The organism is Roseovarius salincola (assembly GCF_026891095.1).
Classification (GTDB): Bacteria; Pseudomonadota; Alphaproteobacteria; order Rhodobacterales; family Rhodobacteraceae; genus Roseovarius; species Roseovarius salincola.
The window spans coordinates 70,302-95,082 of the sequence record NZ_JAPTNL010000014.1 but is presented as its reverse complement, the minus strand read 5'-3'; the positions used below and the strand labels follow the sequence as shown (position 1 = coordinate 95,082).

Below are 24,781 nucleotides of genomic sequence, written 5' to 3'. Positions count from 1 at the left end.
CACGCACCCAATCACCGCAGAGACGCAGCATCGAGTTCAGCCCAGTTGAACTGGTCCCATTCTCGACCGGACATCCGGGCCGGAACGAGTAGGCTTACGCTTATTCTAAGGTCGTGCTCATGTCTGGAGTTGAGATCATTACAGATGGAGGCCGCCGGTACCGCTGGAGTGCCGCCGAAAAGCTGCGGATCGTCGAAGAGACGCCTGATGCGCGCCGCCGCAGGCTTCCATCGCAACAGCGCAGGGTGGAGCCCCGCCAAGAACTACGGCAGAGGATGCCGCTGGATGCGCTTGCGAAACACGATCGCTCCTGCTTCATCCAGCCCGGCAAGACTGCAAACGGCCTTGCCAAGATCAATTCCCAGAACCTTGACGTCCATCAGATGTTCCTCACTTCGCCAATCTCCGCAATAATGACCGCGGTTTGGTGGCAAGGCAGTTCATCCCATAGGTCAGTCGCTATGACTGTCCTGCCGAATACCGGAAGCACGTCAAATCCGATTGAAAGCACATTCGCCACCATCAGGAATCGAACAAAACGTACCAAGTGCTGCCTCAGCCGAAAGACGGGGCTGGCCATGGCCTTCAAGCTGAAGACGGCGGCGCAAGAAAATTGCGAAAGCTCGACGGGCAAAACCGCCTGCCCGAGATCATCCAAGGGATTGACTTCCGCGACAGGATTCGCCGACTTCAAGCCGCCGCCTGATCAAGCGTCACCAACTTTTGCCCATATCTCCAAGTCACCGGGTGCCCGAGCTATGAAACAACGGGTTGAGATGCTATCGAAGAATGCGTGACCATTGTTGAAATGAACTTGCCCGGACAATACGTTTTCAATCGAATTTTCAGAAAGGAGATCCGCGATGTCGAATGACAAGACCATCGAATTCCTGCAACGCGCAGTCAAAATGGAAATGACGGCGGCGCATCAGTACCAGCTTCATGCGCATACGCTGGATGATTGGGGCCTGACCAGGCTGGCGGATCAGATGCGCGAGGAGATGAACGAGGAACTCGGGCATTCGGACATGTTCATCGAGCGGCTGATGTTCCTCAAGGCCTCGCCGGAACTCGGCTTCGAGAAAGCGCCTCAACAGGCCGAGACCTTGCCGAATATGTTCAAGGCCGATCTTGCGGACGAGGAAGAGGCGATTGCGGTCTATACCAAGGCCGCGCAACACGCCGCCGAGGTCGGAGATATCGGGACACGGACGCTTTTCGAAAAGATCGTGCTGGATGAGGAAGGTCACAAGGCATGGCTTGAACTGCAGCTCGACCTGATCGAGCGGCTTGGCGAGAAGACATACAGTGCCAAGCTGATTTCATTCGGTGATGACGAGTCCGACGATTAAGGGCGGCCATTTCGCACACGCGGAGAGCGTTTGAACCATTCCGGGGGCGGGCATCTGCGCGCGCAGGGCCGCGCCCCTTGGGATCAGTATGTGAAGGCGAGGACCGCGAAGAGCACCGAGAGCTGCGCGAAGATCATGCCCGACAGGCCCAGTGGCTTGATGATGGGCGGCGGTGGCGAGCGGCGTGCCATGAGCAGTTGTGCAGTGCCCGAGACCAAGGTCAGCGCGGCGACAGCGGCGATCTTGATCCAGAACCAGGTGCCGAGACCGGTCCAGCCGCCATAGATGGCATAGACAAGGGCGATGCCCGTCAGCCACAGAACTGCAAGCGACAATGCCGAGAGGCGTGCGACCCTTTTCTGCAGCGCTGCGAAGGCGGGTTTGACTTCGGCCGAGGCGCGGGCCTGCTGCCGCCCGGCGACCATGTTGCTGATCCCGCCACCGATAGCCACGGCAAGGGCAATGAAGTGGAGGAATTTCAAAATCTCTGTCATTGTGGCTCCTTCGCCGTTCTATCCGGTCTTGCACGGTTTTTCACTGTCATGCGCCTGCCGGGCAGGAGCCCCGGAACCTCGGGGTTCCGATATTGTCATGACACCGCGGCCGGGCATATTGACTGGGCGCGATATCGTCCTGCCCCAAGGGCTTTCTGGCGCTGCGAGGCCCCGGTGAAACCATCCGTGGAAAATCTGTCATGCGACAGGCGACCGGCAGTCTCCTGCCGTACGCCTGTGCGGTTGCGCTCAAGTATGGATGCGGCGCGTCAGTCCGACTCATGGGTGAGTCGGGAATCCTCGCGCACCTCGAACCACATCGCGTTGAGAATGGCGAAGAGCGCGGCCAGCGGCAGGCCGAGAATCCAGGCGAAATACCACATGGGATGTCCTTTCCTTAATAGGCGTTCTGGTTATCCGCGATCTCGTCCATGGTGACCTTGCCCCACAGCACCTTGTAGACCCAGGCGGTGTAGAGCAGGATCAGCGGCATGAAGATCACCGTGACGGCGAGCATCACGAACAGGGTGAAATGCGACGACGAGCTGTCCCAGACCGTGAGGGAGGAGCGCGGGTCGATCGAGGAGGGCAGGATGAAGGGGAACATCGTCAGCCCGACAGAGGCGATGATGCCCGTGATCCCGAGCTTCGAGAACAAGAGCGGCGACAGTTCTCCACCGCGCCAGAGCGACAGATAGGCCAGCGCCATGCCCGCAAAGCCCATCAGGGGAGCGATGATGATCCAGGGCCGCACCGAATAGGCCGCCAGCCAGGAGCCTTCGCGCGCGACCTCGGTCAGGAGCGGGTTGGAATGGCCCCCCGCAGCCGCCTCGGTGGTCATCACGTAGCCGTCGATGCCGAAGGCCAGCCACAGCCCGGCCAGCGCATATCCTGCCATCCCGGCCAGCCCGGCGAAGGTGCCAAGGCGGCGTGCACGCTCAACCACGGGGCCTTCGGCCTTGAGCGCGACCCATGCCGCGCCATGAGCGATCAGCATGCAGAGCGACACCGCGCCAGCCAGCAGCGCGAACGGGTTCAAGAGGCCGAAGAACGACCCTTCATAGAGCGAGAAGAGATCATCGGTCAGCCGGAACGGCACGCCCTGCAACACGTTGCCCACGGCGACGCCGAAGATCAGCGCAGGCACCGCGCCGCCCACGAAGAGCGCCCAGTCCCAGCCATAGCGCCAGCGCGGGTCATCGCGCTTGGAGCGGTATTTGAACCCGACCGGGCGCAGAATCAGCGCCGCCAGCACCACGAACATCGCAAGGTAGAACCCCGAGAAACTGACCGCGTAGAGCGGCGGCCAGGCGGCGAAGATCGCGCCGCCACCCAGGATGAACCACACCTGGTTGCCTTCCCAGACGGGGCCGACGGTGTTAATGACAAGGCGGCGCTCTTCGTCGGTCCGGGCGATGAAGGGCAGCAGGGCGCCGACCCCCATGTCGAACCCGTCGGTCAGGGCGAAGCCGATCAGCAGCACACCCAGAAGGCCCCACCAGATGATGCGCAGGATATCGAAATCTATCATTTCATAAAGGATCATGGCGTTCACTCCGCAGGGTTTGCAAATGGATCGCGCCCATCATGGGTACGCAGGCGGTGTTCGTGGCGCACGCGCCATTCCTCGGCTTCTTCGGCATCCTGAACCGGGCCCTTGCGGATGTATTTCAGCATGAGGCCCATCTCGATGACGAAGAGAACGGTGTAGAAGGTGACGAACCCCGCCAGCGTCAACAGAAGTGACGTGATCGAAAGGTGACTGACCGACAGCGCGGTCGGCAGGACACCATCCACTGTCCAGGGTTGGCGGCCGTATTCGGCGACGAACCAGCCCAGTTCAGCCGCGATCCAGGGCGTCGGGATGATCGCCACCGCCGCGATCAGCGACCAGCGCGGATAGGTGCGGCTGCCGAAGTTCGAGCGGATGAAGAAATATGTCATCACCCCGATGAACGCAAAGCCGAGCCCCACCATGATGCGGAAGGCCCAGAACAACGGCCAGACCGTGGGAACGGTATCGTTGGCGGCCTTCTCGATCTGTGCATCGGTCGCTTCGCGCGGGTCTTCGACATAGCGTTTCAGCAGCAATGCATAACCCAGATCGCCGCCATGTTCCTCGAATGTGGCATTGATCTCGGGCGATGTCGCCTCGCGGTCCTGCCGGATCGTCATCAGGGCGTCATAGGCGATCAGCCCCGAGCGGATGCGCTCTTCGGATTCGATCACGAGATCATCGATGCCGGGAATATCCTTGGTCAGCGAGCGGGTGGCGATCAGGCCCATGGCATAGGGGATCTTGACCGCGTAGTGGTTTTCGCGCGCCTCCTGATCGGGCAGACCGACAAGGGTGAAGGCCGCGGGCGCCTCTTCGGTGTGCCACATGCCTTCCATCGCGGCGAGCTTCATGCGTTGCGTGTGGGTCGCGCTGTAGCCGGATTCGTCACCCAGCAGGACGACCGAAAGCGCAGCGGCCAGACCGAAGCTCGAGGCGACGGTCATCGAGCGGCGTGCCAATTCGACATGCCGCCCCTTCAGCAGGTACCAGGCTGAGACCCCCAGCACGAAGACCGAGGCCGTGACATACCCGGCCGAAACCGTGTGGACGAATTTGGCCTGCGCCACCTCGTTGAACATCACGTCGAAGAAGCTGGTCATCTCCATGCGCATGGTCATGGGGTTGAATTCGGCGCCGATCGGGTTCTGCATCCAGCCATTGGCGATCAGGATCCACAGGGCCGAGAAGTTCGACCCGATCGCCACCAGCCAGCCGATCACCATATGCGCGACCTTCGAGAGCTTGTCCCAGCCAAAGAACCACAGGCCGACGAATGTCGCCTCGAGGAAGAAGGCCATCAACCCCTCGATGGCGAGGGGTGCTCCGAACACGTCGCCGACGTAGTGGCTGTAGTAGCTCCAGTTCATGCCGAACTGAAATTCCATGGTGATACCGGTGGCGACACCAAGCACGAAGTTGATCCCGAACAGCGTGCCCCAGAACTTGGTCATCTGCCGCCAGATCGGGCGTCCGGTCATGACGTAGACCGTTTCCATGATGGCGATCAGGACTGACAGGCCAAGTGTCAGCGGGACGAACAGGAAATGATACATGGCCGTCATCGCGAATTGCAGGCGAGACAGCTCAACAAGGTCGAGTTCCATAATGTCTACTCTCCGGCCCCGAAGGGCACCTTTGGCTTCGATACAAGCAGATCAATAAGGTGTATTGGAGATAAATCTTTGATTCAGGTCAATGTTACATTCTGAAATCAAGATTTGTTCAGATTGCGAGAATCACACCGCCTGCCGTCCGTACCCATTTGGTTTCGACCGGGCTATGCGCGGCCAGGATCAGCGCGCTGTGCGGGCAGATGACGCGTATTCCCTCGAGAACCGTGCGCGCGGTTTCGCCGTCGAGGCCTGTTGTCGGTTCGTCCAGCAACAGGATGGCCGGGCGCCGGATCAGGACGCGGGCAAGTGCGAGGCGGCGGGCCTCTCCGCCCGAAAGACCCGTGCCAGTCTCGGCCAGTTCCGCTTGCAGGCCGCCACGCGGGGCAAGGGCCGGCCAAAGTGCCACCGCGTCGAGAACCCGGCGCATATCGCCGGGGTCGGCCTCGGGCATGGCCAGGTGCAGGATGCTTTCAACCGTGCCGCGGGTGAGGACGCTGCGCTGCGCCAGCAGGCCGACTTCAGCCCGCAGATCGGCCTCGTCCCAGTCGGCCAGGTCACGCCCATCGAGCTGCGCGCGCCCCTCGGCGGGATGGAGAAGCCCGGCGGCAAGATGGAGGATCGTGCTTTTGCCGCAACCGCTGGGGCCGGTCAGGGCGATGGTGTCGCCGGCCCCGACATCCAGCGAAATGCCGGACACGACAGCTGCGCAAGCGGTGTCTTCCCGCCAGCCGACATCCTGCAGGCGCAGCCTGGGCTGCGCGGTGCGCGACTTGGGGGCGGCAGCGCGTGTCGCGCCGCCTTGATCGTCGAGTTGCCGCCCGACGCGGCGGGCGGCGTCCATCATGCGCCCCAGATCGGCCATGCCCCGCCGCAGGGGGCCGAATATTTCGGCAAGGGCGAGGGTTGCGAAGAAGCCCAATGCGGCCTGAGCTGGGGTCAGGATCCCGCTCTGTGCCAGCGATGCGCCAAGGCCCAGCGTTCCGGTGGCCGCAAGCACGGCCGAGAGGGCAAGCGCCAGTGCGGTCGATTGTTCGGCGCGGTCCACCTCGGCGCGGGCCAATTCCATCCGGCCCGCCGCATCGTGGACATTCGCCTGTGCGCGATCCAGCACGCCATGCATCACCAGATCGGTCTTGGCGCGCATCAGGTCCATGCTGCGTGTTCGCAGGGCCTGCATCGCCGCCTCGGCCCGCCGCGCCGCCCGGCGAGTGCGCCGCGCAGCCACGCCCAATGCTGCCGCGCCGCCGAACCCCAGCACGCCCACGATCCAAAGCGCGATGACCGGCGTCACCAGCCAGGCCAGCGTCATGGCCGCGAGGGCGAGGGTTGCCGCGCCCGCAAGCAAGGGAATCGCAAGCCGCAGCATGACGCCATCCAGAGCGTCGACATCGGCGACGATGCGGTTCAGCGCCTGAGAGCCGCGCATCCGCATCAGTTGCCGCCATGGCCGCGCGGCGATCCCGCGCAGGAGGCGCACCCGCAGGTTGGCCAATGCGCGCAGCGTGGCGTCATGGGTCAGGATCCGTTCGCCATAGCGCGCGGCGGTCCTGCCAAGGGCAAGGAAGCGCACCCCGGCGCTGGGGCGGAACACGTCAAAGACCGCGCCCGTCCCGGCGAGGCCGGCGGCAGCGGCGGCGGTGATGAACCATCCCGAGAGGCCCAGGAGCGCCGCACCCGCCACGAGGACCGCGACCGACAGGGCAAGGCCGCGCCGCATCGCCACCCGGTCGGCGCGCCAGAGCAGCCGGTATATCCGCCAGAGCCAGCGCATCAGCTCATCCCTTCGTCGAGCGAAATCACCTGGTCCATCCGGCCCGCCAGGGTGGCGTCATGCGTCGCCACGATCAGCGTGCGCCCCGATGCCGTCAGTTCCAGAAGCCCGTCGGTCACGGCGTCGGCGGTGGCGCGGTCCAGATCGGCGGTCGGCTCGTCGGCCAGGATCGCGTCCGTGCGCGAAAGCCAGAGCCGCGCGATCAGGAGCCGCCGCGCCTCGCCGCCCGAGACGCCCACTCCGGTTTCGCCAAGACGGGTATGCAGCCCATGCGGCAGCCGCGCCACGATCCCGTCGGCCTGTGCCTTGCGCAGCGCTTCGTGCAGGGATGCGTCATCGGTCTTGTGCCCGTTCAGCAGAAGGTTCCCCAGAAGGCTGCGGTTCAGGAAATGGACATCCTGGGGCAGCCACCCCAGACGCGCGCGCCATGCGGCGGCACTGTCCGCGTCGAGGGTGTGGCCGGCGACCTCGATCCGTCCGCGATCGGCTGTGCGCAGCCCCGCGAGGCAGGCCAGCAGCGTGCTTTTGCCCGATCCGCTGGGTCCGGTCAGCGCGATGCGTGCGCCCGGTGCAATATCGAGATCGGGAAAAGTGATTTCGCGGCCCGCGATCCGCAGGCCGAGCGAACGGGTCCGGATATGCGCCGGACCCTGGAGGGCGGGTGCCGGGGCGGTGCCGCCCAGCAGGGGCACAAGGTCGCCTGCATCAAGCGCGTCGAGCTCGTCATTGACCGCCTCGGCAGCGGCCTTGTCGTGCCATGCGGCGGCCAGTTCGCGCAAGGGGTCGAAAAACGCCGGGGCCAGCATCAGAAGCCAGATACCTTCGGTCGCATCCAGTGGGGTCGTCCAGTAGCCGAAGTCGATCTGCCCCAGTAGCAGGAAGCCGACATAGACCGCCACCATCGCAACACCGATGGCGGAGAACAATTCAAGCACGGTGGATGACAGGAAGGCCAGGCGCAGAACGGCCATTGTCCGTTTGCGCAGGGCGTCCGCATGGTGCTGGAAATCGTCGGTCATGCGCCCCACGGCCCCCAGCAAACGAAGGTCGGGCAGGGCGCGCAAGCGGTCCAGAAGCATCGTGTTGAGGGAAGAGACCTCTTCGAGTTGCTGCGCGCTGGCCTGTTTGGCGGCCATTCCGACCAAGGCCTGGAACACCGGAATAAGCGGTCCCGCCATCAGCAGTATCAACCCCACCGCCCAGGAATGCCACGCCGCCAGCCCGAAGATGACAATCGGAACGGTGCGAACCCGCGCCATCGCGGGCCGGTAGCGGGTCAGCGCGGGGATCAGCATGTCCAGCTTTTCGCTCAGCAACGCCCCCAGGGCGCCGGAATCGGGGCGGGCCTCGTCAACGGGGCTGCGTCCGGCTTCGCGGTCCAGCAGGTCTTGCCGAAGGACGGCAACGGAATGCCGCGCATCCCGGACGAGGCGGCGCTGAGCGAAATGATCGAGACCGGCACGCAAGACCCCCAGAAGTGCGAAAATGGCGAGTTTTGCAGCCATCGCTTGCGGTGTCATCGCTTGCAGCAAGCCCGCAATCAGCGAGGCCGCAAACCAGGCTTGCGGAATCCAGAGAAGCGCTGAAAGCGCCCAGGCCCCTTGTGCGATGGGGTTGACGTCTACTCGATGTCCCATGCTCGAATGTAATGACTCTCGTCTTCTGATCCTGGCGTGACGCGCGTTGGCTTTCGCCGACATCCTTAATGCCCCGCCCGCCCCTTCCTGAAGTCCCAAGATTGTCACAGGCTGCCTTTGGCCGAGGCAAGGTTGCCGAAACTGTGATCATGGCTACCGGTTCAGCGCTGCCTTGTCGCGGTCACTTGTTGGTCGTGTCGGAAATCCCGGCTGTGCTGACAGTGTTGAATCGCCCATGTGAGTGCCGGAGCGTCCAGTGCTTGACCCTTATCAATGGCGGGACAACGGACATGGTATAGGAAGGACGCAACGTCGCCGAGTTTTTGACGACAGAAAGCAGAATGGAGCAAGCCCATGTCCGTGATAACGACCGAAACCCTCAAGGCAATCCTTGGTGAAGTTGAAGATAACACCCTGGCCGCGATCCAGGCGACCGGTGCCAGTGCGCAGGATGTGACGGAGGCAAAGGCCATCGCGGACGGGGAAATTGATATCGCGGGGCAGGGCGAACAGGCGATATCCGGGCCGGTCATGGAGGTTCTGACGATCCTTTCGGGAGAGACGGGATGACTGACAGCGAGCGCGTTCTGAAGGCCTTTCTTGATCCGCCGGATGTTTTCGACAGCCCCTTGGAGGTGCTTGCGGACGAGGAACTGACCAAAGGTCAGAAGATCGAGATCCTGCGGCGCTGGGTATACGATGCCAGCGAGATCAGCGTGGCCGAAGGTGAGGGCATGTCCATCGGAAATGGAGACCTGCTTCGGCAGATCATGCTTGCTCTCAAGGAACTCGACGTGGAGATCGACCCGACGCGCCGGCCGCCGACCCGGCAGGGCAGTTACGATCGTGAATCGTTGCGACAGCGCAAGTCGGAAACCTGAACGGACGCCAGCGCGAATCTGGCGTCATGATATTGTGCTATGCTCCGAGCGCCTCGATATCGCGCGCGAGATCGTCGGCAAGGTCCTGGATGCGTGCCGGCGCATCGCTGCGCTGCGCATATGCGCGCAAACCCATAATTCCGGCCTGTAATCTGGATGCCAGGCGGTCCGGGTCCTTGTCTTTCGGGATCTGTCCCATCTCTTGCGCCTTGCGAAAGGTCGCCGAAAAGGCGGCTTCCGTCTGTCGCAGGAAGTTCTCGGCTGCGATGCGCGAGGCCGAGTCGGCTTCGGTGGCCTCGAGGACAGTTTTCATGAGCATGCAAGCCCGCGAAGGGGCTTTTGAGTCCATCATGCGGCCAAGGCCACGCACATGGGCCGCGAGACCCTCCAGAGGCGATGGCGCGCTGGCCAGTGTTTCATCAAAGGCGTTTCGGGCGTTTTCTGCATAAAGCGCCAAAGCGCTGCGAAAAAGGTCTTCCTTTGATCCGAAGGCCGCATAGATCGAACCGGGACGCATGTTCAGCTTCGCTTCGATATCCTTGAGCGAGGTCGCCCAGTAACCGCGAGACCAGAACAGGTCCATGGCCTGTTTCAGCGCGGTTTCACGGTCGAAGGCGGCTTTTCTTGGCATGATGTCCGACCCCGGTCCTGACATTTGAGTGATCGTTCAAATATTAGGTTGAACAGGTATTCAAGTAAAGTAGGGTGCAGTTGATTGAGTGATCGCTCAAAAACGAAGGGAGACAGATATGGTTGAATTTGCAATCCACACGATCGAAACCGCGCCCGAAGCGAGCCGCCCGCTTCTTGAGGAGTCCAAAAAGGGGTTTGGCCGCGTTCCCGGTCTGCATGCGGTCATGGCCGAGGCGCCCGCTGTTCTTGACGGATACAAGCAGCTGCACCGGCTGTTCGCCGAGCAAACCAGCTTCGACAAGGATGAGCTGACGGTTGTCTGGCAGACGATCAACGTCGAGCATGAATGCCATTACTGCGTGCCCGCACATACCGGCATTGCCAGGATGATGAAGGTGGACGACGCGATTACCGACGCCTTGCGCAATGAAACGCCCTTGCCCAGTGACCGCCTGGAGGCATTGCGCAGCTTCACGCTAGCCGTTGTCCGGGATCGCGGGAATGTCGCGGAGAGCGCTGTCGAAACCTTCCTGGATGCAGGCTATACCAAGCGCCAGTTGCTGGAAGTGGTCCTGGGTGTGTCTCAGAAGGTGATGTCGAATTACATCAACCACCTGGCACAGACGCCGGTGGATGAGCCCATGAAAGCATTTGCCTGGCAGAAAGCCGGCAAGCCGGGCGCGTGAGCGAACCACAGCGGGATGGGCAATGCGGTTGCCCATTCCCTCACCGGGACCTTGGGCAGGCGCGCCCTTGGGCGGTATGACCAGGCTCGCCGTTCAGCTGTTCGAGCTCCAGAAGCATCTGTCGAAATCGACATATCTGATCATGTCCTCTGTCTGGCCGACCGGCACAAGCCGCGAACAGCCCTCGAAGGCATCATGACTTTCAAAGACCGAGACCATGCCGGTCGCGCCTTTCATGCCACCGCGCGCGCAAAGCGTTTCATCAGGCGCCAGTCGGGAGACTTTTCGTTCCCCGTTCGGGGCCTCTGCGACGAAGACATGGGCGTGACTGCTGCTATTGCGGACGCACACCATATTCGGCCCGGTCACAGCGTCTTCGGAGGCGGCGAAACCGGGAGCCAGCAGGAGGGTCAATGTTAAGAGAGCCTTGCTGTCCATGATCAGAGTATCGCGCTGTCTGGCTGCCGCCGTCAAATGCCGGGAGCTCACATTCCGGACACGGGGAAATCATTCGATCGTGACCCGCCGATACCGGAAATCAGGATAATCTGAGTGCAGTTACGAAAGGGAGGACTCTAATGAATATGAAACATGGAATTGCGGGCGGACTGGCTTTGCTGGCCCTGAGCGCAGGGAATGTCATGGCACAGGATGCCCCTTTTGGAACCGATGCGGATGCGGAATATGCCGCCGAGCTTTGGTCGGTCATGGAAGAGGCGAACCTTGCTGGTGACGGTATGATCCGGACATTCCCATATGAGGGTGTCGCACCGCACGGAATGATGCTGGAGACACTTTACACGACCGCGACGGTCGGCGGGCATTCCGGCGATCTGGTCATCAAGCGCAACTATGGCCCTGAAGGTGTGAGCATCAATGCGGTGATGAACGCCCCCGACAAACACCTTGGAGCGGTTACCGTCATGTTCCGGCGTGAGGCCGGTTTCGATCCGGACAATGCCGACTGGTTCTGGGTCAAGTATCTGCCGGACGGGTCACTGGACAAGAATCCCGCCGGGATGCGCTTGGCCGGGAAGGTGGCCAAAGGTATGGATGCCGGTTGTATTTCCTGCCATGTCGGAGCTGGCGATGACATGCTCTTCACTACGGATCATCTTGAGGCCGACTGACTGGCGGCCTGTCTGATCGCGCCAATCGCCGAATGCAGGCCAGGGCCGCGACCTGACCCTTGCGAGGGTTTCAGATCACGACGTTGATCCCGGATTGGCGGAAGGCGGCGAGATGCTCGGCATCGGCTGTGCGGTTGGTGACGAGCGAGTAGACGTTTTCGGCCTCCCAGGATTGCACGCGGCTGGTTTCGCCAAGCTTGCTGTGGTCGGCGAGGATGACGGAGCGCTGCGCCTGCCGTGCCATGGCGATGGCGATCTCGGCCTCTTGCAGGTCATAGAAGAACGCGCCATTGACCGGATGCACCGCGACCGGAGCGGAGAAGCAGAGATCGACGCGGAAGCGGCCGATTTCCGAGAGCGTGAGTTCGCCCACGGTGGCGGGCACGTCGGCGGCCATTCTGCCGCCAAGCAGCAAAACCTCCTTGCCGGCCCCCTGAAGCGTCCTCGCGATGTCGAGCGAGTTGGTGATCACCGACACGCCCGAGAGTTTCGCGAGTTCCCGCGCAAGGATCGCTGTGGTCGTGCCTGCATCCACAAGGATCGTCTGTCCGGGCTGGATCAGCCCGACCGCCTTGCGTGCGATCTCGGACTTGGCGCGAAGCTGGGCCGTCATGCGTTGGCGGAACGATTCTTCCGAGCGGGGCTCGGGCAGGACGGCGCCGCCATGGACACGGTTGACCAGGCCGGTTTCCGCGAGATCCAGCAAATCGCGGCGCACGGTTTCGCGCGAGACATTCAGCATCTCCGCCAGGTCGTTGGCACTGACCTGGTGGTTGGCGGCGAGCATGGAGAGGATCCTCTGGTGGCGTTCCTTTGCCCACATCAGGCTGTCCCTTTCGTCCGGTGGCGCCGGCCGATCAGGGCGAGCGTGGCCTTCATGCTGAGCAGGGCCGCGCAGACCACAGCCATGACGCAGGTGGAAAATGCCGCCGCTTGAGAGGTCAGTCCGGCGTCGTCGAGCCGCATGATCGTGACGGCGGCGACGCTCAGATCGGGGGTGGTCAGGAAGACCACCGCCGACAGCGTCACCATCGAGCGCATGAAGAGAAAGAAGAACACCGACACCAGCATCGGCGCGATGAAGGGCGCGACGATGTCGATCGCGGTACGCCGCAGGCCCGCGCCGAGGCTCCCCGCCGCTTCCTCTAGCGCCTGTGGGAGCTGGCGAAAGCCGGTCATGATCGTGAGAAAGCTTTGTGTGTGATAGTGATAGAAGTTGATGAGCGCGATCAGCGTTGCGGTGCCATAGAGAAGGTAGAGCGGTGTCGACGTGGAATTGAAGGTCAGGATGTAGGCGAGGCCCAGAACCATCCCCGGCACAGCTGCGGGCATGGCGGCCAGCAGCTGGATCGGCTGGGCGACGGCCTTTGGCAGGCGGCGCAGACCCAGACCCAGCATAAAGACGGCCAGCGTCCCGCCTGTTGCGGCCATGATGGAGATCACGATCGTCATCCTGAGCGATGAATAGCCTCCCGCAAGGGTGATGTCGTAATGCTTGGTCGACAGTTCCATATTGTAGGGCCAGAGGGTCACGAAACTGGCATAGACCACGATGCCGATCACCGCGATGATCCCCGCGCAGATAAGCAGCGCCAGCGTGGCCATGACCGTATCGCGCAGCGGCGCGAAGCGGGCGCGGTAGGGCACCTGACCGGCGGCCTGCCCGGATCGCTGCCGTTTCATCGCCTGTCGCTCGATCGCGTAGGAAAGCACCGTCGGCAGCAGCAGCATTATCCCCACCACGGCGCCCATGTTGAAATTGCGTTGGCCGACCACCTGCGAGTAGATTTCTGTCGCCAGGACCGAATAGTCGCCGCCGATCACCGCGGCGTTGCCGAAATCGGTGATCGTGATGGTGAAGCAGACGAAGGCCGCGTTCAGGATCCCGAAGCGCGCTGCGGGCAGGGTCAGGTCACGGAACTGGCGCGCGGGCGAGGCGCCCATCACATCTGCCGCCTCGTAGATTCGCGCGTCCAGGAGCACCAGCGCCGCGCCGATGATCATCACCGCCTGCGGCAGAGCGTAGAGGGTATTCGCGATCAACAATCCCCAGAAGCCGTAGATCTCGATCTCGACGCCCAGGGCGCGGCTGACGACGCCATTGCGCCCCAGCAGGAAGATCAGCCCGAGCGCCTGCACCAGCGAGGGCGCGAGCAGCGGCAGCACGATCACGGCGCGAATGAGCCACTTGCCGCGGAATGCGCAGCGATAGAGCCCATGCGCGATGATGAAACCCAGAAAGACACTGAGGACGGTCGTGGCACCACCCATGATCAGCGAGTGCTGGGTTGCGCGCCAGAATCCGACGGAGCCGAGAACCTGCGTATAGTTTGCAAGTCCGTAGCCATCATCGACCGTCACCGAACGCAGAAACACGATCAGCATTGGATAAAGGAAGAACAGCACGAGCCCGAGCAGCGGAAGCCCGATGCAGGCCAGCGTCAGAAGCCGGTCCGGATCCAGCCGCTTTCGCGATGGCGTGGCGGACTGTTCCATAGTGCTCATGCCGTGGCCTCGGCGGGTTGCGGGGTCATGTCGTCAGCCACCCAGGTGCAGGCCTCGGGCGCGATATCCAAGGTCACGCGGTCGCCCTCGTGACAAGGGTTCGCGCCGTGGGTCTCGACCACCAGCGGGCCAGCCGCGCTATCCAGCTCCAGGCGCCGCAGGTTGCCCAGAAAACTGATGCTGCGCACCGTAGCGCCGCCGTTCGGGTCGGGGGTCAGGCCGATCTGTTCGGGCCGGATGCAGGCGATATGCGTGTCCTGCGCCGCTGCGGGTCGCGTCGCCATCAGGCCGGGGAATTCGCGTCGGATCGCGTCGGCGGGAAGCAGGTTGCTGATCCCCATGAACTGCGCGACGAAACGTGTCTGCGGGCGGTGATACAGATCTTCCGGCGTTCCGGCCTGCACCACGACCCCGTGGTTCATGCAGATGATCTTATCGGCGAGGGCGAGGGCCTCTTCCTGGTCATGCGTGACCATCAGGGTGGGGATGCCGAGCGAGCGCTGAACGTGGCGAATTTCGCCACGCAGTTCGGCCCGGACCTTGGCGTCCAGAGCCGAAAGCGGTTCATCGAGCAGCAAGACGCGCGGATCGACCGCGATGGCGCGCGCAAGGGCGATCCGCTGTTGCTGACCACCGGAAAGCTGGCCGGGGAAACTGTCGGCCAGGCGCGGCAGCTTGACCAGTTCCAGCAGCTCTTTCACGCGCTGTGATATCTCGGAGCGGGTGGCGCCGCGGATCTTCAGGCCGTAGCCGATGTTCTCGGCCACCGTCATGTTGGGAAAGAGCGAGTAGGACTGGAACACGATCCCGAAACCACGATTGCGAGCGGGAAGGCTTGACAGCGCCTCGTCCTCCAGCAGGATCTCGCCACCGTCCAGTTCCGTCAGCCCGGCGATCAGGCGCAGAAGGGTTGTCTTTCCGCAGCCCGACGGCCCCAGAAGGCATACGAATTCACCCCGGTCGATGTCGATCGAAACATTGTCGAGCGCGGTGAAGGTCCCGTAGATCTTGGTGGCGTTGTTGACGGTCAGATACATGGCGCTTCATTCTTCTTTAGTAAGGGCGCGGGCCTCTTGGTGAGGCCCGCGCACCGGCCGGGCGGGTTATGCCCTTATGACGTGATCAGCGACCCAGCTTTTCCTTCCAGGTCGCTTTGACCGCGGTTTGGTTCTCGGCCGCCTCGACAAAGTCGATATCGGCGAGAACCGTCGAGATATCCGCCGGAAGCCCGGCCTGTTCCGCCGCCGCCGAGGCATCGACGCCCGGCACGGTGATGAGCGCCTTGTACTGTTGGTAAAGGTCGATGGCCTCGTCCGACATCGTCCAGTCCAGGAAGGCCTTGGCAGCCCCCTTGTTGTCCGAGCTGGCCATCAGGCCCGAGGCTTCGAGCTCATAACCCACGCCGCCTTCGGGGAAGACCATGGCCAGCGGGTAACCTTCCTCGATGGACTGCATCGCGGTGAAGGCCAGAGAGATCCCGACGGTGTATTCTCCGACGCGTGCCGACTTGCAGGGTTTGGAGCCGGACGATGTGTATTGCGCCATGTTGGGATCGACGGCTTCAAGCTGTGCCCAGCCGGCGTCTTCGCCCATGCTTTGCAGGACGGCGTTCACATGCAGGTAGCCGGTGCCCGACGAGTTCGGATCGGGCATCAGGATTTCGTCCTTGAAGGCCGGATTCTCGAGATCCTTCCAGCTTGAGGGCATTGGAAGGCCCTTTTCCTCAAGTCGCGCGGTGTTCACGCAAAACGCCCCCATGTAACCGATTGGCGCGAACCATTTGTCACCGTCGTCCCGGAAGGTGGAGGGCAGGACATCAGCGCCCTTTGCCGCGTAAGGTTCCAGCATCTCGAGGATCTGCGGATCCATCATCGCGCTGACGGCCCATCCCCAGATCACGTCGGCCTGCGGATTGCCCGCCTCGGCCAGAATGCGCGCGCCCAGCTTGCCGGTGGACAGGCGCAAGACGTTGATCTCGGTGTCGGGCATCGCTTTCTTCGCCGCCTCGACATAGGCCGCGACCTCTTCTTCCTCGAGCGCGGTGTAGACAGTGATCTCGTCGGCGACGGCCGCTGCGCCCATGCCGAGGGCGATCATCGAAGCCGTGGTGATTCTTGTGAAGGTCTTCATTTTCCTATCTCCTTGTTGGTTCGGAATTCTGGCGCCCAGGTTTGTTCTGGGCGATGCGAGCCCTTGCCCAGACCCGTTCTCATTGCCGCACCTGCCGAAACAGGCTTGGGGATATTTGTGTAGTCTTGCACTTTTGTGGGTTTTGTCTACATTTAATTTAAATAGCGGGCGTTCGTGGCCTGCAAGATCCCGCAAATGAGGAAAATTCATGCATAGCTCCACGACGTCACCTGACACGGAGAAGCTGGCGCGTTTCGCCGACGATCTGGCCGATGTGACGGACGCCATGGCGAAGACGTATTTTCGCAAGCCGCTCGGCGTGGAGCGAAAGGCCGATCTTTCTCCGGTCACCCAGGCCGATCTCGAGATCGAGGCGACGATGCGCGAAAGAATCGCAGAACGCTTTCCCTCGCATGGTGTTCTGGGGGAAGAACATGAGAACACGCGTCTGGACGCCGCGCATGTCTGGGTGCTCGATCCGATCGACGGCACCAAGAGTTTCGTATCGGGAATGCCGACTTTCGGCACGCTCATCGCCTGCCTTTTCGACGGGGTGCCCGAACTTGGGGTGATCTCGATACCGGCGACCGGGGAACGCTGGGTGGGGCTGCGCGGCGAGCAATCGGCATTGAACGGAAAGCCCTGTCGCACCAGTGGCCGGACCCGACTGGCCGATGCGACGCTTTATACCACGACGCCCGATACGTTCGACGCGCCGGGATCGGCGCGGTTCGAAGCGCTTTCGGAAAGGGTCGGGATGCGTCGCTTCGGTGGGGATTGCTATGCGTATGGGCTGCTGGCGTCGGGGCATGTCGATCTGGTTCTGGAGATGAACCTGCAGCCTTATGACTATATGGCGCTGGTTTCGGTGGTCGAAGGCGCCGGGGGGGTCATCACCGACTGGAACGGCAAGGCGCTGGGCCTGCAATCGGATGGCCGGGTCATCGCGGCGGCCAGCGCGGCGCTCCACGCCGAGGCGTTGGACGCCATATCCTGATCGGTGGGGTTGGCCCGCCTTGCATCGGGCTGTGAGCGCGCTTGCGATTCCGGTCGGGCAATGCCCGAGGCATCAGTTGCAGGCGCTGCGCACAGCAGCGACGCGTTCGGCATTGTCGCGCGCGATGGTCCCGTCGGTATGCCAGAGCGAATTCTCGAACCCGACGCGCAGCTTGCCGCCGCACCGGTGCGCTTGAGCGAGGCATGCGGTTTCGCCGCGCCCGAAGGCGCAGACCGCCCAGTCGGGGGCAGTTTCCATTGCCTTCATGCGATCAAGGAACGGCATGAGATCGGTGGGCGCGCTGTTCTGGTCGCGGCTGTAGCGGCCCAGAACGAAGATCAGTTGCAGGCCGGGATCATGCAGCAAAGCGTCTGGCAGAAGCCGGGACAGCAGGTCGAAATCCGCCGGGTCATAAAGAATATGCTGCACGGCGATGCCGTGCGCGGCGCAATCGTCGTAGAACCGTGTCGCGGTGGCGTCGGGGGTGTCCTGCACCATCTCGCGCAGGGCGGCCGAGACCATGCTGGCGCCGGACTCGCGCGCGACCTGCCGTTGATGCAGGGCACTGTAGCGACCCACGGCTTCGGTGGTGATCTGGACCGACATGCCCGGCACGGCGCTGCCCAGTTCGGACAGCGCCTCGCGGTATAGCCCGGCATCCAGCACATGGAGGCCCGCCGCATCGCGCAGATGCAGGTGCAGCCCGTCAGCGCCAGCAGCGGCACAGGCTTGCGCGGTCGCTACGATCTCGGACAGCGTGAGCGGCAGGGCCGGGTGATCGGATTTCATGCGCCGCGCCCCGTTGGGAGCGACCATCAAGCGGGGTAGTGCCGTCATGGCAGGGTCGCCCCGATGGCGTCGGAGAGCTTATCCGCGAGTTCGCCGATCTGGTCCTCGGTCAGGATGAAGGGAGGGGCCAGCAGGATGTGATCCCCCTGCCGCCCGTCGATCGTGCCGCCCATCGGATAGCACATCAAACCCGCATCCATTGCCGCCGCCTTGATCCTCTTGTGGAGTTTCAGAGACGGGTCGAACGGCGTCTTGCTGCATCTGTCGCTGACCAGTTCCAGACCGAGGAACAGACCCCTTCCCCTGATGTCGCCGATATGCGGGTGCTGGCTGAACTGTTCTTGCAGGCGCGCAAGGAGCGTCTCGCCGGTGGCGGCCACGGTGGGCAGGGTCTTGCCGTCGGTCAGTCTTGTCAACACGGCCTTGGCGGCGGCCATGGCCATCGGGTGTCCGATATAGGTGTGGCCGTGCTGGAAAAAGCCTGAGCCGCTTTCGATCGCGTCATAGATCCGGGAGGAGCACAGCATCGCGCCGACCGGCTGATACCCGGCACCGAGGCCCTTGGCGACGGTTGCGATATCGGGGACGATTCCGTCCTGTTCGCAAGCGAAAAGCGTGCCGGTGCGGCCCATGCCGCACATCACCTCGTCGAGGATAAGCAGGATACCGTAGCGGTCGCAAATTTCGCGGATCCGCTTGAAATACCCTGGCACGGCGGGCACCGCGCCGAGCGTGGCGCCGACCACCGGTTCTGCGACGAAGCCGATCACTGTCTCGGGGCCGAGGCGTTGCAGCTCTGTCTCAAGCTCGTCGGCGACGCGCTGGCCGTAGGCCTCTTGGGATTCGCCATCCTCGCGGCCGCGGTATTCGTAACAGGGCGCGATATGGCTGGTGTCGATCATCAGCGGGGCGAAGGGTTCGCGCCGCCAGGCATTGCCGCCCGTGGACAGCGCGCCGAGCGTGTTGCCGTGATAGCTTTGGCGGCGCGCGATGAAGCGGGTGCGCTGCGGCTCGCCGCGTTCGAGGAAATATTGCCGCGCCAGTTTCAGCGCGGCTTCGACCGCTTCGGAGCCGCCCGACACCGGATAGATCTTGTCGAGCCCCTCGGGCGCATGGGCCACCATCAGATCGGCGAATGATTCGGCGGCGTCGGTCGTGAAGAAGCCGGTATGCGCAAAGGGCAGTTTTTCGAGCTGCAGGCGGATCGCGTCTTTGACCGTTTCATCCGAGTGACCAAGGCAGGAAACAGCGGCGCCGCCGCAGGCATCGAGGTAACGTTTTCCATTGCGGTCAATGATGTAGCATCCGTCGCCCGTATCGGCTGAGGGCAGGGCCGCGTTGCAGGTGCGGTGAAAGAGGGCGGACATGATCGGCTCCTGTGGCTGGTAAACGATTTCCTGGCGCAAAACGAGATTTGCATTTCACGGATAAATGTGCAAATAAATTTGCATCGCTAATACAAAAAGCGCGATAAATTTGCACTCAAGCCAACCGGGAGTTAACATGAAGAAACTAATCAATCTTGCCGCCACGGCGGCCCTTGCCTTTGGCGCATCCATCGCTCATGCCGATGATATCGTCGTTGCGACCGATACCGCCTTCGTGCCGTTCGAATTCAAGCAGGACGGCGAATATACCGGGTTCGACATCGACATGTGGAACGCCATCGCCGAAGAGCTGGAGCTGGAATACGAACTGCGCCCGATGGATTTCTCGGGGATCATCCCGGCGCTGCAAACTGGCCAGGTCGATGTTGCACTGGCCGGGATCACCATCAAGCCCGAGCGCGAGGAGGTCATCGACTTCTCGGATGGCTACTACGACAGCGGCTTCCGCCTGATGGTTCCCGCCGACAGCGAGATCGCGACATGGGACGATCTGGCCGGCAAGACGCTGGCTGTGAAAACCGGCACGTCGGCGTCTGATTGGGCGGAAGAAAACCTGCCCGATACCGAGCTGCGCAAGTTCCCGAATATCGACAATGCCTATCTTGAACTGCGCACGGGGCGAGTGGATGCCGCGATGCATGACACCCCAAATGTGCTTTACTACATCGCCACCGCCGGTGGCGGGGACGTGAAGGCTGTGGGCGATCAGCAGATGGCGCATCAATACGGCATCGGCTTTCCCAAGGGCAGCGAACTGGTCGGCCCGGTGAACGCGGCGCTGACCAAGATGCGCGAAGACGGTCGCTATGACGCGATCTATTCCAAGTGGTTCGGCGGCGACAGCTGAGCCAGACCAGGGCCGGGCCGCACAGCGCCTGGCCCACCCGTTCATTCAACAGACACCCAACTACGGAGGCCTTCCATGGAAACGGACTGGTCCGTCATCGTCGAATTCATCCCCCAGCTTCTGGAGGGGGCGAAAACGACGGTCTACATTACCGTGGTCGGCCTGCTCGGCGGCCTTGTCCTTGGCACCCTGGCCGGGCTGATGCGCGCCTATGGCGGGCATATCCTGAACGCCGTCGCGTTCACTTATGTCGAGATCATCCGCGGCACACCCATCGTGGTGCAGGTCATGTTCCTTTATTTCGCGCTGCCGGTTCTGGCCGATCTGCGCATCGATCCGATGAGCGCGGCGGTACTGGCCATCGTGGTCAATGCCGGGGCCTATATCGCGGAAATCGTGCGCGGCGCGTTCCTGTCGATCAGCAAGGGCCTGACCGAAGCCGGATTGGCGATCGGCCTGCCGCATTGGAAAGTGCTGGTCTATATCGTCGGGCCACTGGCCTTTCGCCGCCTGATACCGCCACTGGGCAACCAGTTCATCGTCAGTCTCAAGGACACCTCGCTGTTCATCGTGATCGGCGTGGGGGAACTGACCCGCACAGGGCAGGAAATCATGGCCTCGAACTTTCGCGCGGTCGAGATATGGACCGCCGTGGCGATCATCTACCTGATCATGACCGGCACATTGAGCCTGATCCTGCGCACCATCGAGAAACGTATGAGGATCCTATGAGCATCATCGAATTCAAGAACACCTCGAAGCATTTCGGCCCGCTAAAGGTTCTCGATGGCGTGGACCTGTCGATCGAGACGGGCGAGGTCGTCGTGCTGGTCGGCCCGTCCGGTTCGGGGAAATCCACATTGCTGCGCTGCATCAACGGCCTGGAAACGATCACCAGCGGCGATCTCATCGTGGACGGTCTGAGCGTGGCCGGCGGAAAACGGCAGCTGCGCGAAATCCGTCAGGAAGCTGGCATGGTTTTCCAGCAGTTCAATCTTTTCCCGCAGTTGACCGCGCTGGAGAACGTGGCCTTCGGGCCCTCCAAGGTGCGTGGGCTGAGCCGGGAAAAGGCGCGGGAAGCGGCGCTGGAGCTTCTGGAAAAGGTGGGGTTGCGCGAAAAGGCGGGCCATTATCCCGCCGAGCTTTCGGGTGGTCAGCAGCAGCGCGTGGCGATTGCCCGCGCGCTGGCCGTGAAACCCAAGGTCATGCTGTTCGATGAGCCGACATCGGCGCTGGACCCCGAACTGAAGCAGGAAGTGCTGAACGTCATGCGGGCGCTGGCCGAGGAAGGCATGACCATGGTTGTCGTGACCCACGAGATGGGGTTCGCCAAGCAGGTGGGCACCCGGCTGATCTTCATGGAACACGGGCACATCGCCGTCGATGGCAACCCGCGCGAGGTGATCGACTCGCCGCCCAACGACCGGATGAAGGATTTTCTGCAGCATGTCTGAGCCTGCGCCATCTGAACTTGGCAGCGTTGCCGCACATGGCACCCCGCGCCAGATCGGGCGCGCGCTGGGCGAGGCCGGGCGTGCAGCGGTGCGGGACGTCCTGCTGCACGCCGATTACTGGCACGCGGTGACGGACAGCGCCCATGCGGGCGCGGTGCGGCGCATGGGTGATAACCTGCGCCGCTTGTATCCGGCGGTGTGGGAGGAATTGCAGGGCCTCGCGGAGGGGCTTGACCTGCCGCTTGAGCAGGTGGTGGCCTGGAACTCCCGCGGCGACCTTATGTCCAATGTGCCCGATGGATGCACCACCGTGCAGATCCCCGGCGATATCCCGGTGATCGGGCATAACGAGGATGGCTTGCCGGGCTTTCGGGGACATGCCTTTGTCGCCAGCCTGACGCCGGACGATGGCCCGGCGCTGACGTCCTTCTGCTATCCGGGATCGTTGCCCGGTCATACCTTCGGGATCAACGATGCGGGGCTGGTGCAGGCGGTCAACAATCTGCGGCTGCATAACGTGACTGCTCAGGTGCCGCGGATCGGGCTGGGGCGCGCGGTGCTTGCCTGCAGCTCGCTGGACGAGGCGCTGGCCGGGCTGGACCGCCATAATGCCAGCGGCGGTTTCCATATGACGCTTGCCCAGGCGGGCGATCCGCGGGTGATGAGCGTGGAATTCGGCGCAGGCGCCTGTTCGGCCCAAGTGATCGAGGCGCCGTCCATCCATGCCAATCATGCGCTGCATCTCGGGCTGTCGGACACAGGCCAGACCGTCACCCGGTCGTCACGCGACCGGCAGGCGCGCGGGATGGACATGCTGGTCGATGGCGTGACCGATCCGCTGACCATCCTGCGGGACGTGTCGGGACCGGGTCTGCCGATCCACAGATGCCAGCCGGATGACCCTGACAACGAGAATACGCTTGCCACGGCGGTGTTCCACGTAGGACGATCCGGGGTGGATTGGAGCATTTATGACCAGAACTCGGACCGGCCAGTCGTTGCAAGCCACTGACGCTGCCTCTGGCGCGAAGGCCGCGCCGCCGCGGGACGTGCAGGAACTGCGCGACCTGATGCTGCGTATCGCGCGCGGGGAGGCGCATCTTTCGCTGGGGCCGAAGGCGCAGAAGGCGCTGGCGGACATCCTCGATCTTCGCGGCGACCCGGCGCTGTTGTCGATCACCGCACTGGCCGAGAAGCTGTCGGTGAACCCGTCCACGCTGACCCGGTTAGCCCGCAATCTGGGCTATACCGGTTTCGGCGCGTTCCAGCAGGTCTTGCTGGATGCGTCGATGTCTGCGCCCGGAGATTTCTACACCCGGCAGGCGCAGGCCGCGTTGGCGGGCGAGGATGCCACGGGAATGGGCGGTATCGCGCGGCTTTGCCGCGAGAACCAGGCCAATATCGAGCGTTTCCTGGAAGGTTGCGATATCGATCAGTTTCACGCCGCGACCGATCTGATCACCTCGGCGCCGCGTGTCATGGTGCATGGAATCCGCCAGTTCCACGCGTTCGCGGGTTTCCTCGCCTATGGGCTGAGAATGATCCGGTCGGACGTGCATGTGCTGGATTCCAACAATCTGGGCGTCGCCGAAGGGCTTGCAGCGATGAGCCAGGACGATGTGCTCATCTCGGCCAGTTGCGCGCCTTATTCGGCGCAGGTGGCGGAAACGGCGCACGCCGCCGCTGGGCACGGCGTAAAGGTCGTGGCCGTCACCGACAGCGCCAGTTCGCCGCTGGCGGCCGTGTCGCGCGCCGCGATCCTTGTTCCGCATCAGACCAGTTTCCTGTCGAATTCCCTGACTACCTTTATCCTGGCCGCCGAATGTCTGATCAACGGCTGCGGAGCCGTTTCACCCGAACAAACGAAGCGCGCCCTTTCGAGCCGGGATGACATGATTAAGAAGCTCAATATCGAGATAACATGATCCGCTTTCGAGCCTTCCGGGGCCTGCGCGTTGAAGGAGGCCACATCTTCTGAAGGCGCCGATGACTGCTTGCGTCCACCGGCGCCGATGTGGCGGTGCTGGGGTCCGGGACCGCCGGTCTGGCAGCAGAGCGTCATGCCCGCCGTGAAGGGTTGCGCGCGCTGCTGATCGCCCCGGACTTCGCATGTACAAATTTTGCCACCGTGGGCTGCATGCCCTCAAAGCAGTTGATTGCCGCCGCCGCCGAAGCGGCAGAGAACGAGAGGCATGCCGCCCAGTTCGGGATTCATACGGCCCCCGCGTTATCGCGCGCGAGGTCATGCGGCGCGTCCGCTGGCTGAGCGATGATTTCGCACAAGGTTTTCAGAAGGACATTGCCTAACTTCCCGAAGGCACCTGCATCCGGTCCTCTGCCCGTTTCGAGGCGCCAGCGCTTGAGAATGCGCGGGTGGCGCTGGAAGATCACGGCAACACGCATTTCGACTCGGCGACGATGCAATGCGGCGATGTGCCGGTGTTCCTCGCACGCGATGCCAATCACGACCGCCCGCTACTGCACGAAGCGTCGCAGGAGGGCATGATCGCGGGGCGCAACGCCGCGCCTATCCTGATCTACGCAGCACAGCGCGCAAGATCGCGCTCAGCATCGCGTTTGCGCAGCCCGCCGCGGCGGTGATCGGAAAGATACCCGAACAGGGTGACAGCGACCATGTCGCCGGTGAGGTGGATTTCTCGGATCAGGGGCGCGAGCATCTGGCGCATCTTCTGGCGTCGCTGATCAAAGGCTGCACCACGGTAAGCGAGGCGTTGGATATGCCCTTTCATCACCCCACGCTGGAGGAAGGCCTGAAGAGCGCGCTGCAAGATATCTGCGCGAAATGTGGTGAGCAATGGCCTTGGCAGCGCGATGACGATCCGCTGCCCGGTTCGGGGCGCGGCGGGCGTGGGTGGCTGAACGGGGCGAAGGCGCGGCAGGATCATTCGCGCGGGG

At 62.9% G+C, this 24,781-nt stretch carries 28 protein-coding genes and 1 pseudogene; 13 read left to right on the top strand and 16 right to left on the bottom strand.

The window, feature by feature from the left end:
- Nucleotides 1-488 precede the first annotated feature (488 nt).
- A pseudogene (locus N5A93_RS14815) lies at nucleotides 489-706 on the top strand (IS256 family transposase); the annotation flags it as partial.
- A 157-nt stretch (nucleotides 707-863) separates the two neighbouring features.
- Complete coding sequence (locus N5A93_RS14810; protein WP_268955878.1) at nucleotides 864-1,352, top strand: bacterioferritin; 489 nt, start codon at nucleotides 864-866, stop codon at nucleotides 1,350-1,352.
- An 83-nt stretch (nucleotides 1,353-1,435) separates the two neighbouring features.
- Here N5A93_RS14810 and N5A93_RS14805 read toward each other — a convergent pair whose 3' ends face one another.
- The 6 genes from N5A93_RS14805 to cydD form a co-directional block, all read right to left on the bottom strand.
- Nucleotides 1,436-1,846, bottom strand: a complete 411-nt coding sequence (locus N5A93_RS14805; RefSeq protein WP_268955877.1) for a hypothetical protein — start codon at nucleotides 1,844-1,846, stop codon at nucleotides 1,436-1,438.
- A gap of 269 nt (nucleotides 1,847-2,115) precedes the next feature.
- Complete coding sequence (gene cydX, locus N5A93_RS14800; RefSeq protein WP_268955876.1) at nucleotides 2,116-2,229, bottom strand: cytochrome bd-I oxidase subunit CydX; 114 nt, start codon at nucleotides 2,227-2,229, stop codon at nucleotides 2,116-2,118.
- 14 nt (nucleotides 2,230-2,243) lie between these two features.
- Nucleotides 2,244-3,392, bottom strand: coding sequence for a cytochrome d ubiquinol oxidase subunit II (gene cydB, locus N5A93_RS14795; protein ID WP_268955875.1), 1,149 nt, complete (start codon nucleotides 3,390-3,392; stop codon nucleotides 2,244-2,246).
- A 5-nt stretch (nucleotides 3,393-3,397) separates the two neighbouring features.
- Entirely contained in the window at nucleotides 3,398-5,008 is a 1,611-nt protein-coding gene (locus N5A93_RS14790; RefSeq protein ID WP_268955874.1) for a cytochrome ubiquinol oxidase subunit I, read from the bottom strand.
- 118 nt (nucleotides 5,009-5,126) lie between these two features.
- Nucleotides 5,127-6,788 carry an amino acid ABC transporter ATP-binding/permease protein gene (locus tag N5A93_RS14785; protein WP_268955873.1) on the bottom strand — a complete coding sequence of 554 codons (1,662 nt, stop codon included), beginning with the start codon at nucleotides 6,786-6,788 and terminating at the stop codon, nucleotides 5,127-5,129.
- The gene (gene cydD, locus N5A93_RS14780; protein ID WP_268955872.1) at nucleotides 6,788-8,425 is read right to left on the bottom strand and encodes a thiol reductant ABC exporter subunit CydD; all 1,638 of its coding nucleotides are present in this window, start codon (nucleotides 8,423-8,425) and stop codon (nucleotides 6,788-6,790) included. Before cydD ends, N5A93_RS14785 begins: the two co-directional genes overlap by 1 nt.
- A gap of 354 nt (nucleotides 8,426-8,779) precedes the next feature.
- On the opposite strand from cydD, the gene N5A93_RS14775 reads away from it, so the two are divergent.
- Together N5A93_RS14775 and N5A93_RS14770 are read left to right on the top strand one after the other, a co-directional pair.
- Complete coding sequence (locus tag N5A93_RS14775; protein WP_268955871.1) at nucleotides 8,780-8,995, top strand: hypothetical protein; 216 nt, start codon at nucleotides 8,780-8,782, stop codon at nucleotides 8,993-8,995.
- On the top strand, nucleotides 8,992-9,306 hold the full coding sequence (locus tag N5A93_RS14770; protein WP_268955870.1) for a hypothetical protein: 315 nt from the start codon (nucleotides 8,992-8,994) through the stop codon (nucleotides 9,304-9,306). The genes N5A93_RS14775 and N5A93_RS14770 overlap by 4 nt, the downstream gene beginning before the upstream one ends.
- A gap of 37 nt (nucleotides 9,307-9,343) precedes the next feature.
- Here N5A93_RS14770 and N5A93_RS14765 read toward each other — a convergent pair whose 3' ends face one another.
- On the bottom strand, nucleotides 9,344-9,937 hold the full coding sequence (locus N5A93_RS14765) for a TetR/AcrR family transcriptional regulator (RefSeq protein WP_268955869.1): 594 nt from the start codon (nucleotides 9,935-9,937) through the stop codon (nucleotides 9,344-9,346).
- A 118-nt stretch (nucleotides 9,938-10,055) separates the two neighbouring features.
- Between N5A93_RS14765 and N5A93_RS14760 the strand changes: the two genes are divergently transcribed.
- Nucleotides 10,056-10,625 (top strand): carboxymuconolactone decarboxylase family protein, encoded by a 570-nt coding sequence (locus N5A93_RS14760; protein ID WP_268955893.1) that lies wholly within the window; start codon nucleotides 10,056-10,058, stop codon nucleotides 10,623-10,625.
- Between the two features lie 93 nt (nucleotides 10,626-10,718).
- On the opposite strand, the gene N5A93_RS14755 is transcribed toward N5A93_RS14760, so the two are convergent.
- Nucleotides 10,719-11,063, bottom strand: coding sequence for a hypothetical protein (locus N5A93_RS14755; protein ID WP_268955868.1), 345 nt, complete (start codon nucleotides 11,061-11,063; stop codon nucleotides 10,719-10,721).
- A gap of 140 nt (nucleotides 11,064-11,203) precedes the next feature.
- On the opposite strand from N5A93_RS14755, the gene N5A93_RS14750 reads away from it, so the two are divergent.
- Nucleotides 11,204-11,755: a hypothetical protein gene (locus tag N5A93_RS14750; RefSeq protein ID WP_268955867.1), complete on the top strand. Its 552-nt coding sequence runs from the start codon at nucleotides 11,204-11,206 to the stop codon at nucleotides 11,753-11,755.
- A 70-nt stretch (nucleotides 11,756-11,825) separates the two neighbouring features.
- Here the strand turns inward: N5A93_RS14750 and N5A93_RS14745 are convergent, their stop codons facing one another.
- From N5A93_RS14745 to N5A93_RS14730, 4 genes are all read right to left on the bottom strand, one after another.
- Nucleotides 11,826-12,578, bottom strand: coding sequence for a DeoR/GlpR family DNA-binding transcription regulator (locus N5A93_RS14745; RefSeq protein ID WP_268955866.1), 753 nt, complete (start codon nucleotides 12,576-12,578; stop codon nucleotides 11,826-11,828).
- Complete coding sequence (locus N5A93_RS14740; RefSeq protein ID WP_268955865.1) at nucleotides 12,578-14,260, bottom strand: ABC transporter permease subunit; 1,683 nt, start codon at nucleotides 14,258-14,260, stop codon at nucleotides 12,578-12,580. Before N5A93_RS14740 ends, N5A93_RS14745 begins: the two co-directional genes overlap by 1 nt.
- Nucleotides 14,257-15,297, bottom strand: a complete 1,041-nt coding sequence (locus N5A93_RS14735; protein ID WP_268955864.1) for an ABC transporter ATP-binding protein — start codon at nucleotides 15,295-15,297, stop codon at nucleotides 14,257-14,259. The genes N5A93_RS14740 and N5A93_RS14735 overlap by 4 nt, the downstream gene beginning before the upstream one ends.
- Before the next feature lie 85 nt (nucleotides 15,298-15,382).
- A complete protein-coding gene (locus tag N5A93_RS14730) occupies nucleotides 15,383-16,390 on the bottom strand; it encodes an ABC transporter substrate-binding protein (protein WP_268955863.1) in 1,008 nt (335 codons plus the stop codon).
- A 208-nt stretch (nucleotides 16,391-16,598) separates the two neighbouring features.
- On the opposite strand from N5A93_RS14730, the gene hisN reads away from it, so the two are divergent.
- Nucleotides 16,599-17,387, top strand: a complete 789-nt coding sequence (gene hisN, locus N5A93_RS14725) for a histidinol-phosphatase (RefSeq protein ID WP_268955862.1) — start codon at nucleotides 16,599-16,601, stop codon at nucleotides 17,385-17,387.
- A gap of 72 nt (nucleotides 17,388-17,459) precedes the next feature.
- Here hisN and N5A93_RS14720 read toward each other — a convergent pair whose 3' ends face one another.
- Nucleotides 17,460-18,224, bottom strand: a complete 765-nt coding sequence (locus N5A93_RS14720; protein ID WP_268955861.1) for a 3-keto-5-aminohexanoate cleavage protein — start codon at nucleotides 18,222-18,224, stop codon at nucleotides 17,460-17,462.
- On the bottom strand, nucleotides 18,221-19,543 hold the full coding sequence (locus N5A93_RS14715) for an aspartate aminotransferase family protein (RefSeq protein WP_268955860.1): 1,323 nt from the start codon (nucleotides 19,541-19,543) through the stop codon (nucleotides 18,221-18,223). The genes N5A93_RS14720 and N5A93_RS14715 overlap by 4 nt, the downstream gene beginning before the upstream one ends.
- A gap of 136 nt (nucleotides 19,544-19,679) precedes the next feature.
- On the opposite strand from N5A93_RS14715, the gene glnH reads away from it, so the two are divergent.
- The 6 genes from glnH to N5A93_RS14685 all read left to right on the top strand — a co-directional run bounded on the left by glnH (nucleotide 19,680) and on the right by N5A93_RS14685 (nucleotide 24,131).
- Complete coding sequence (glnH, locus tag N5A93_RS14710) at nucleotides 19,680-20,411, top strand: glutamine ABC transporter substrate-binding protein GlnH (RefSeq protein ID WP_268955859.1); 732 nt, start codon at nucleotides 19,680-19,682, stop codon at nucleotides 20,409-20,411.
- Nucleotides 20,412-20,486: 75 nt separating this feature from the next.
- Nucleotides 20,487-21,143, top strand: a complete 657-nt coding sequence (glnP, locus tag N5A93_RS14705; protein WP_268955858.1) for a glutamine ABC transporter permease GlnP — start codon at nucleotides 20,487-20,489, stop codon at nucleotides 21,141-21,143.
- Nucleotides 21,140-21,865: a glutamine ABC transporter ATP-binding protein GlnQ gene (gene glnQ / locus N5A93_RS14700; RefSeq protein WP_268955857.1), complete on the top strand. Its 726-nt coding sequence runs from the start codon at nucleotides 21,140-21,142 to the stop codon at nucleotides 21,863-21,865. Before glnP ends, glnQ begins: the two co-directional genes overlap by 4 nt.
- A complete protein-coding gene (locus N5A93_RS14695; RefSeq protein WP_268955856.1) occupies nucleotides 21,858-22,877 on the top strand; it encodes a C45 family autoproteolytic acyltransferase/hydrolase in 1,020 nt (339 codons plus the stop codon). Before glnQ ends, N5A93_RS14695 begins: the two co-directional genes overlap by 8 nt.
- Complete coding sequence (locus tag N5A93_RS14690) at nucleotides 22,837-23,790, top strand: MurR/RpiR family transcriptional regulator (RefSeq protein WP_268955855.1); 954 nt, start codon at nucleotides 22,837-22,839, stop codon at nucleotides 23,788-23,790. The genes N5A93_RS14695 and N5A93_RS14690 overlap by 41 nt, the downstream gene beginning before the upstream one ends.
- Before the next feature lie 89 nt (nucleotides 23,791-23,879).
- A complete protein-coding gene (locus tag N5A93_RS14685; protein WP_328406841.1) occupies nucleotides 23,880-24,131 on the top strand; it encodes an FAD-dependent oxidoreductase in 252 nt (83 codons plus the stop codon).
- Here N5A93_RS14685 and N5A93_RS14680 read toward each other — a convergent pair.
- Together N5A93_RS14680 and N5A93_RS14675 are read right to left on the bottom strand one after the other, a co-directional pair.
- On the bottom strand, nucleotides 24,077-24,268 hold the full coding sequence (locus N5A93_RS14680; RefSeq protein WP_268955894.1) for a hypothetical protein: 192 nt from the start codon (nucleotides 24,266-24,268) through the stop codon (nucleotides 24,077-24,079). The two genes, N5A93_RS14685 and N5A93_RS14680, sit on opposite strands and share 55 nt — an antisense overlap.
- Before the next feature lie 134 nt (nucleotides 24,269-24,402).
- On the bottom strand, nucleotides 24,403-24,771 hold the full coding sequence (locus N5A93_RS14675) for a hypothetical protein (RefSeq protein WP_268955854.1): 369 nt from the start codon (nucleotides 24,769-24,771) through the stop codon (nucleotides 24,403-24,405).
- Nucleotides 24,772-24,781 lie beyond the last annotated feature (10 nt).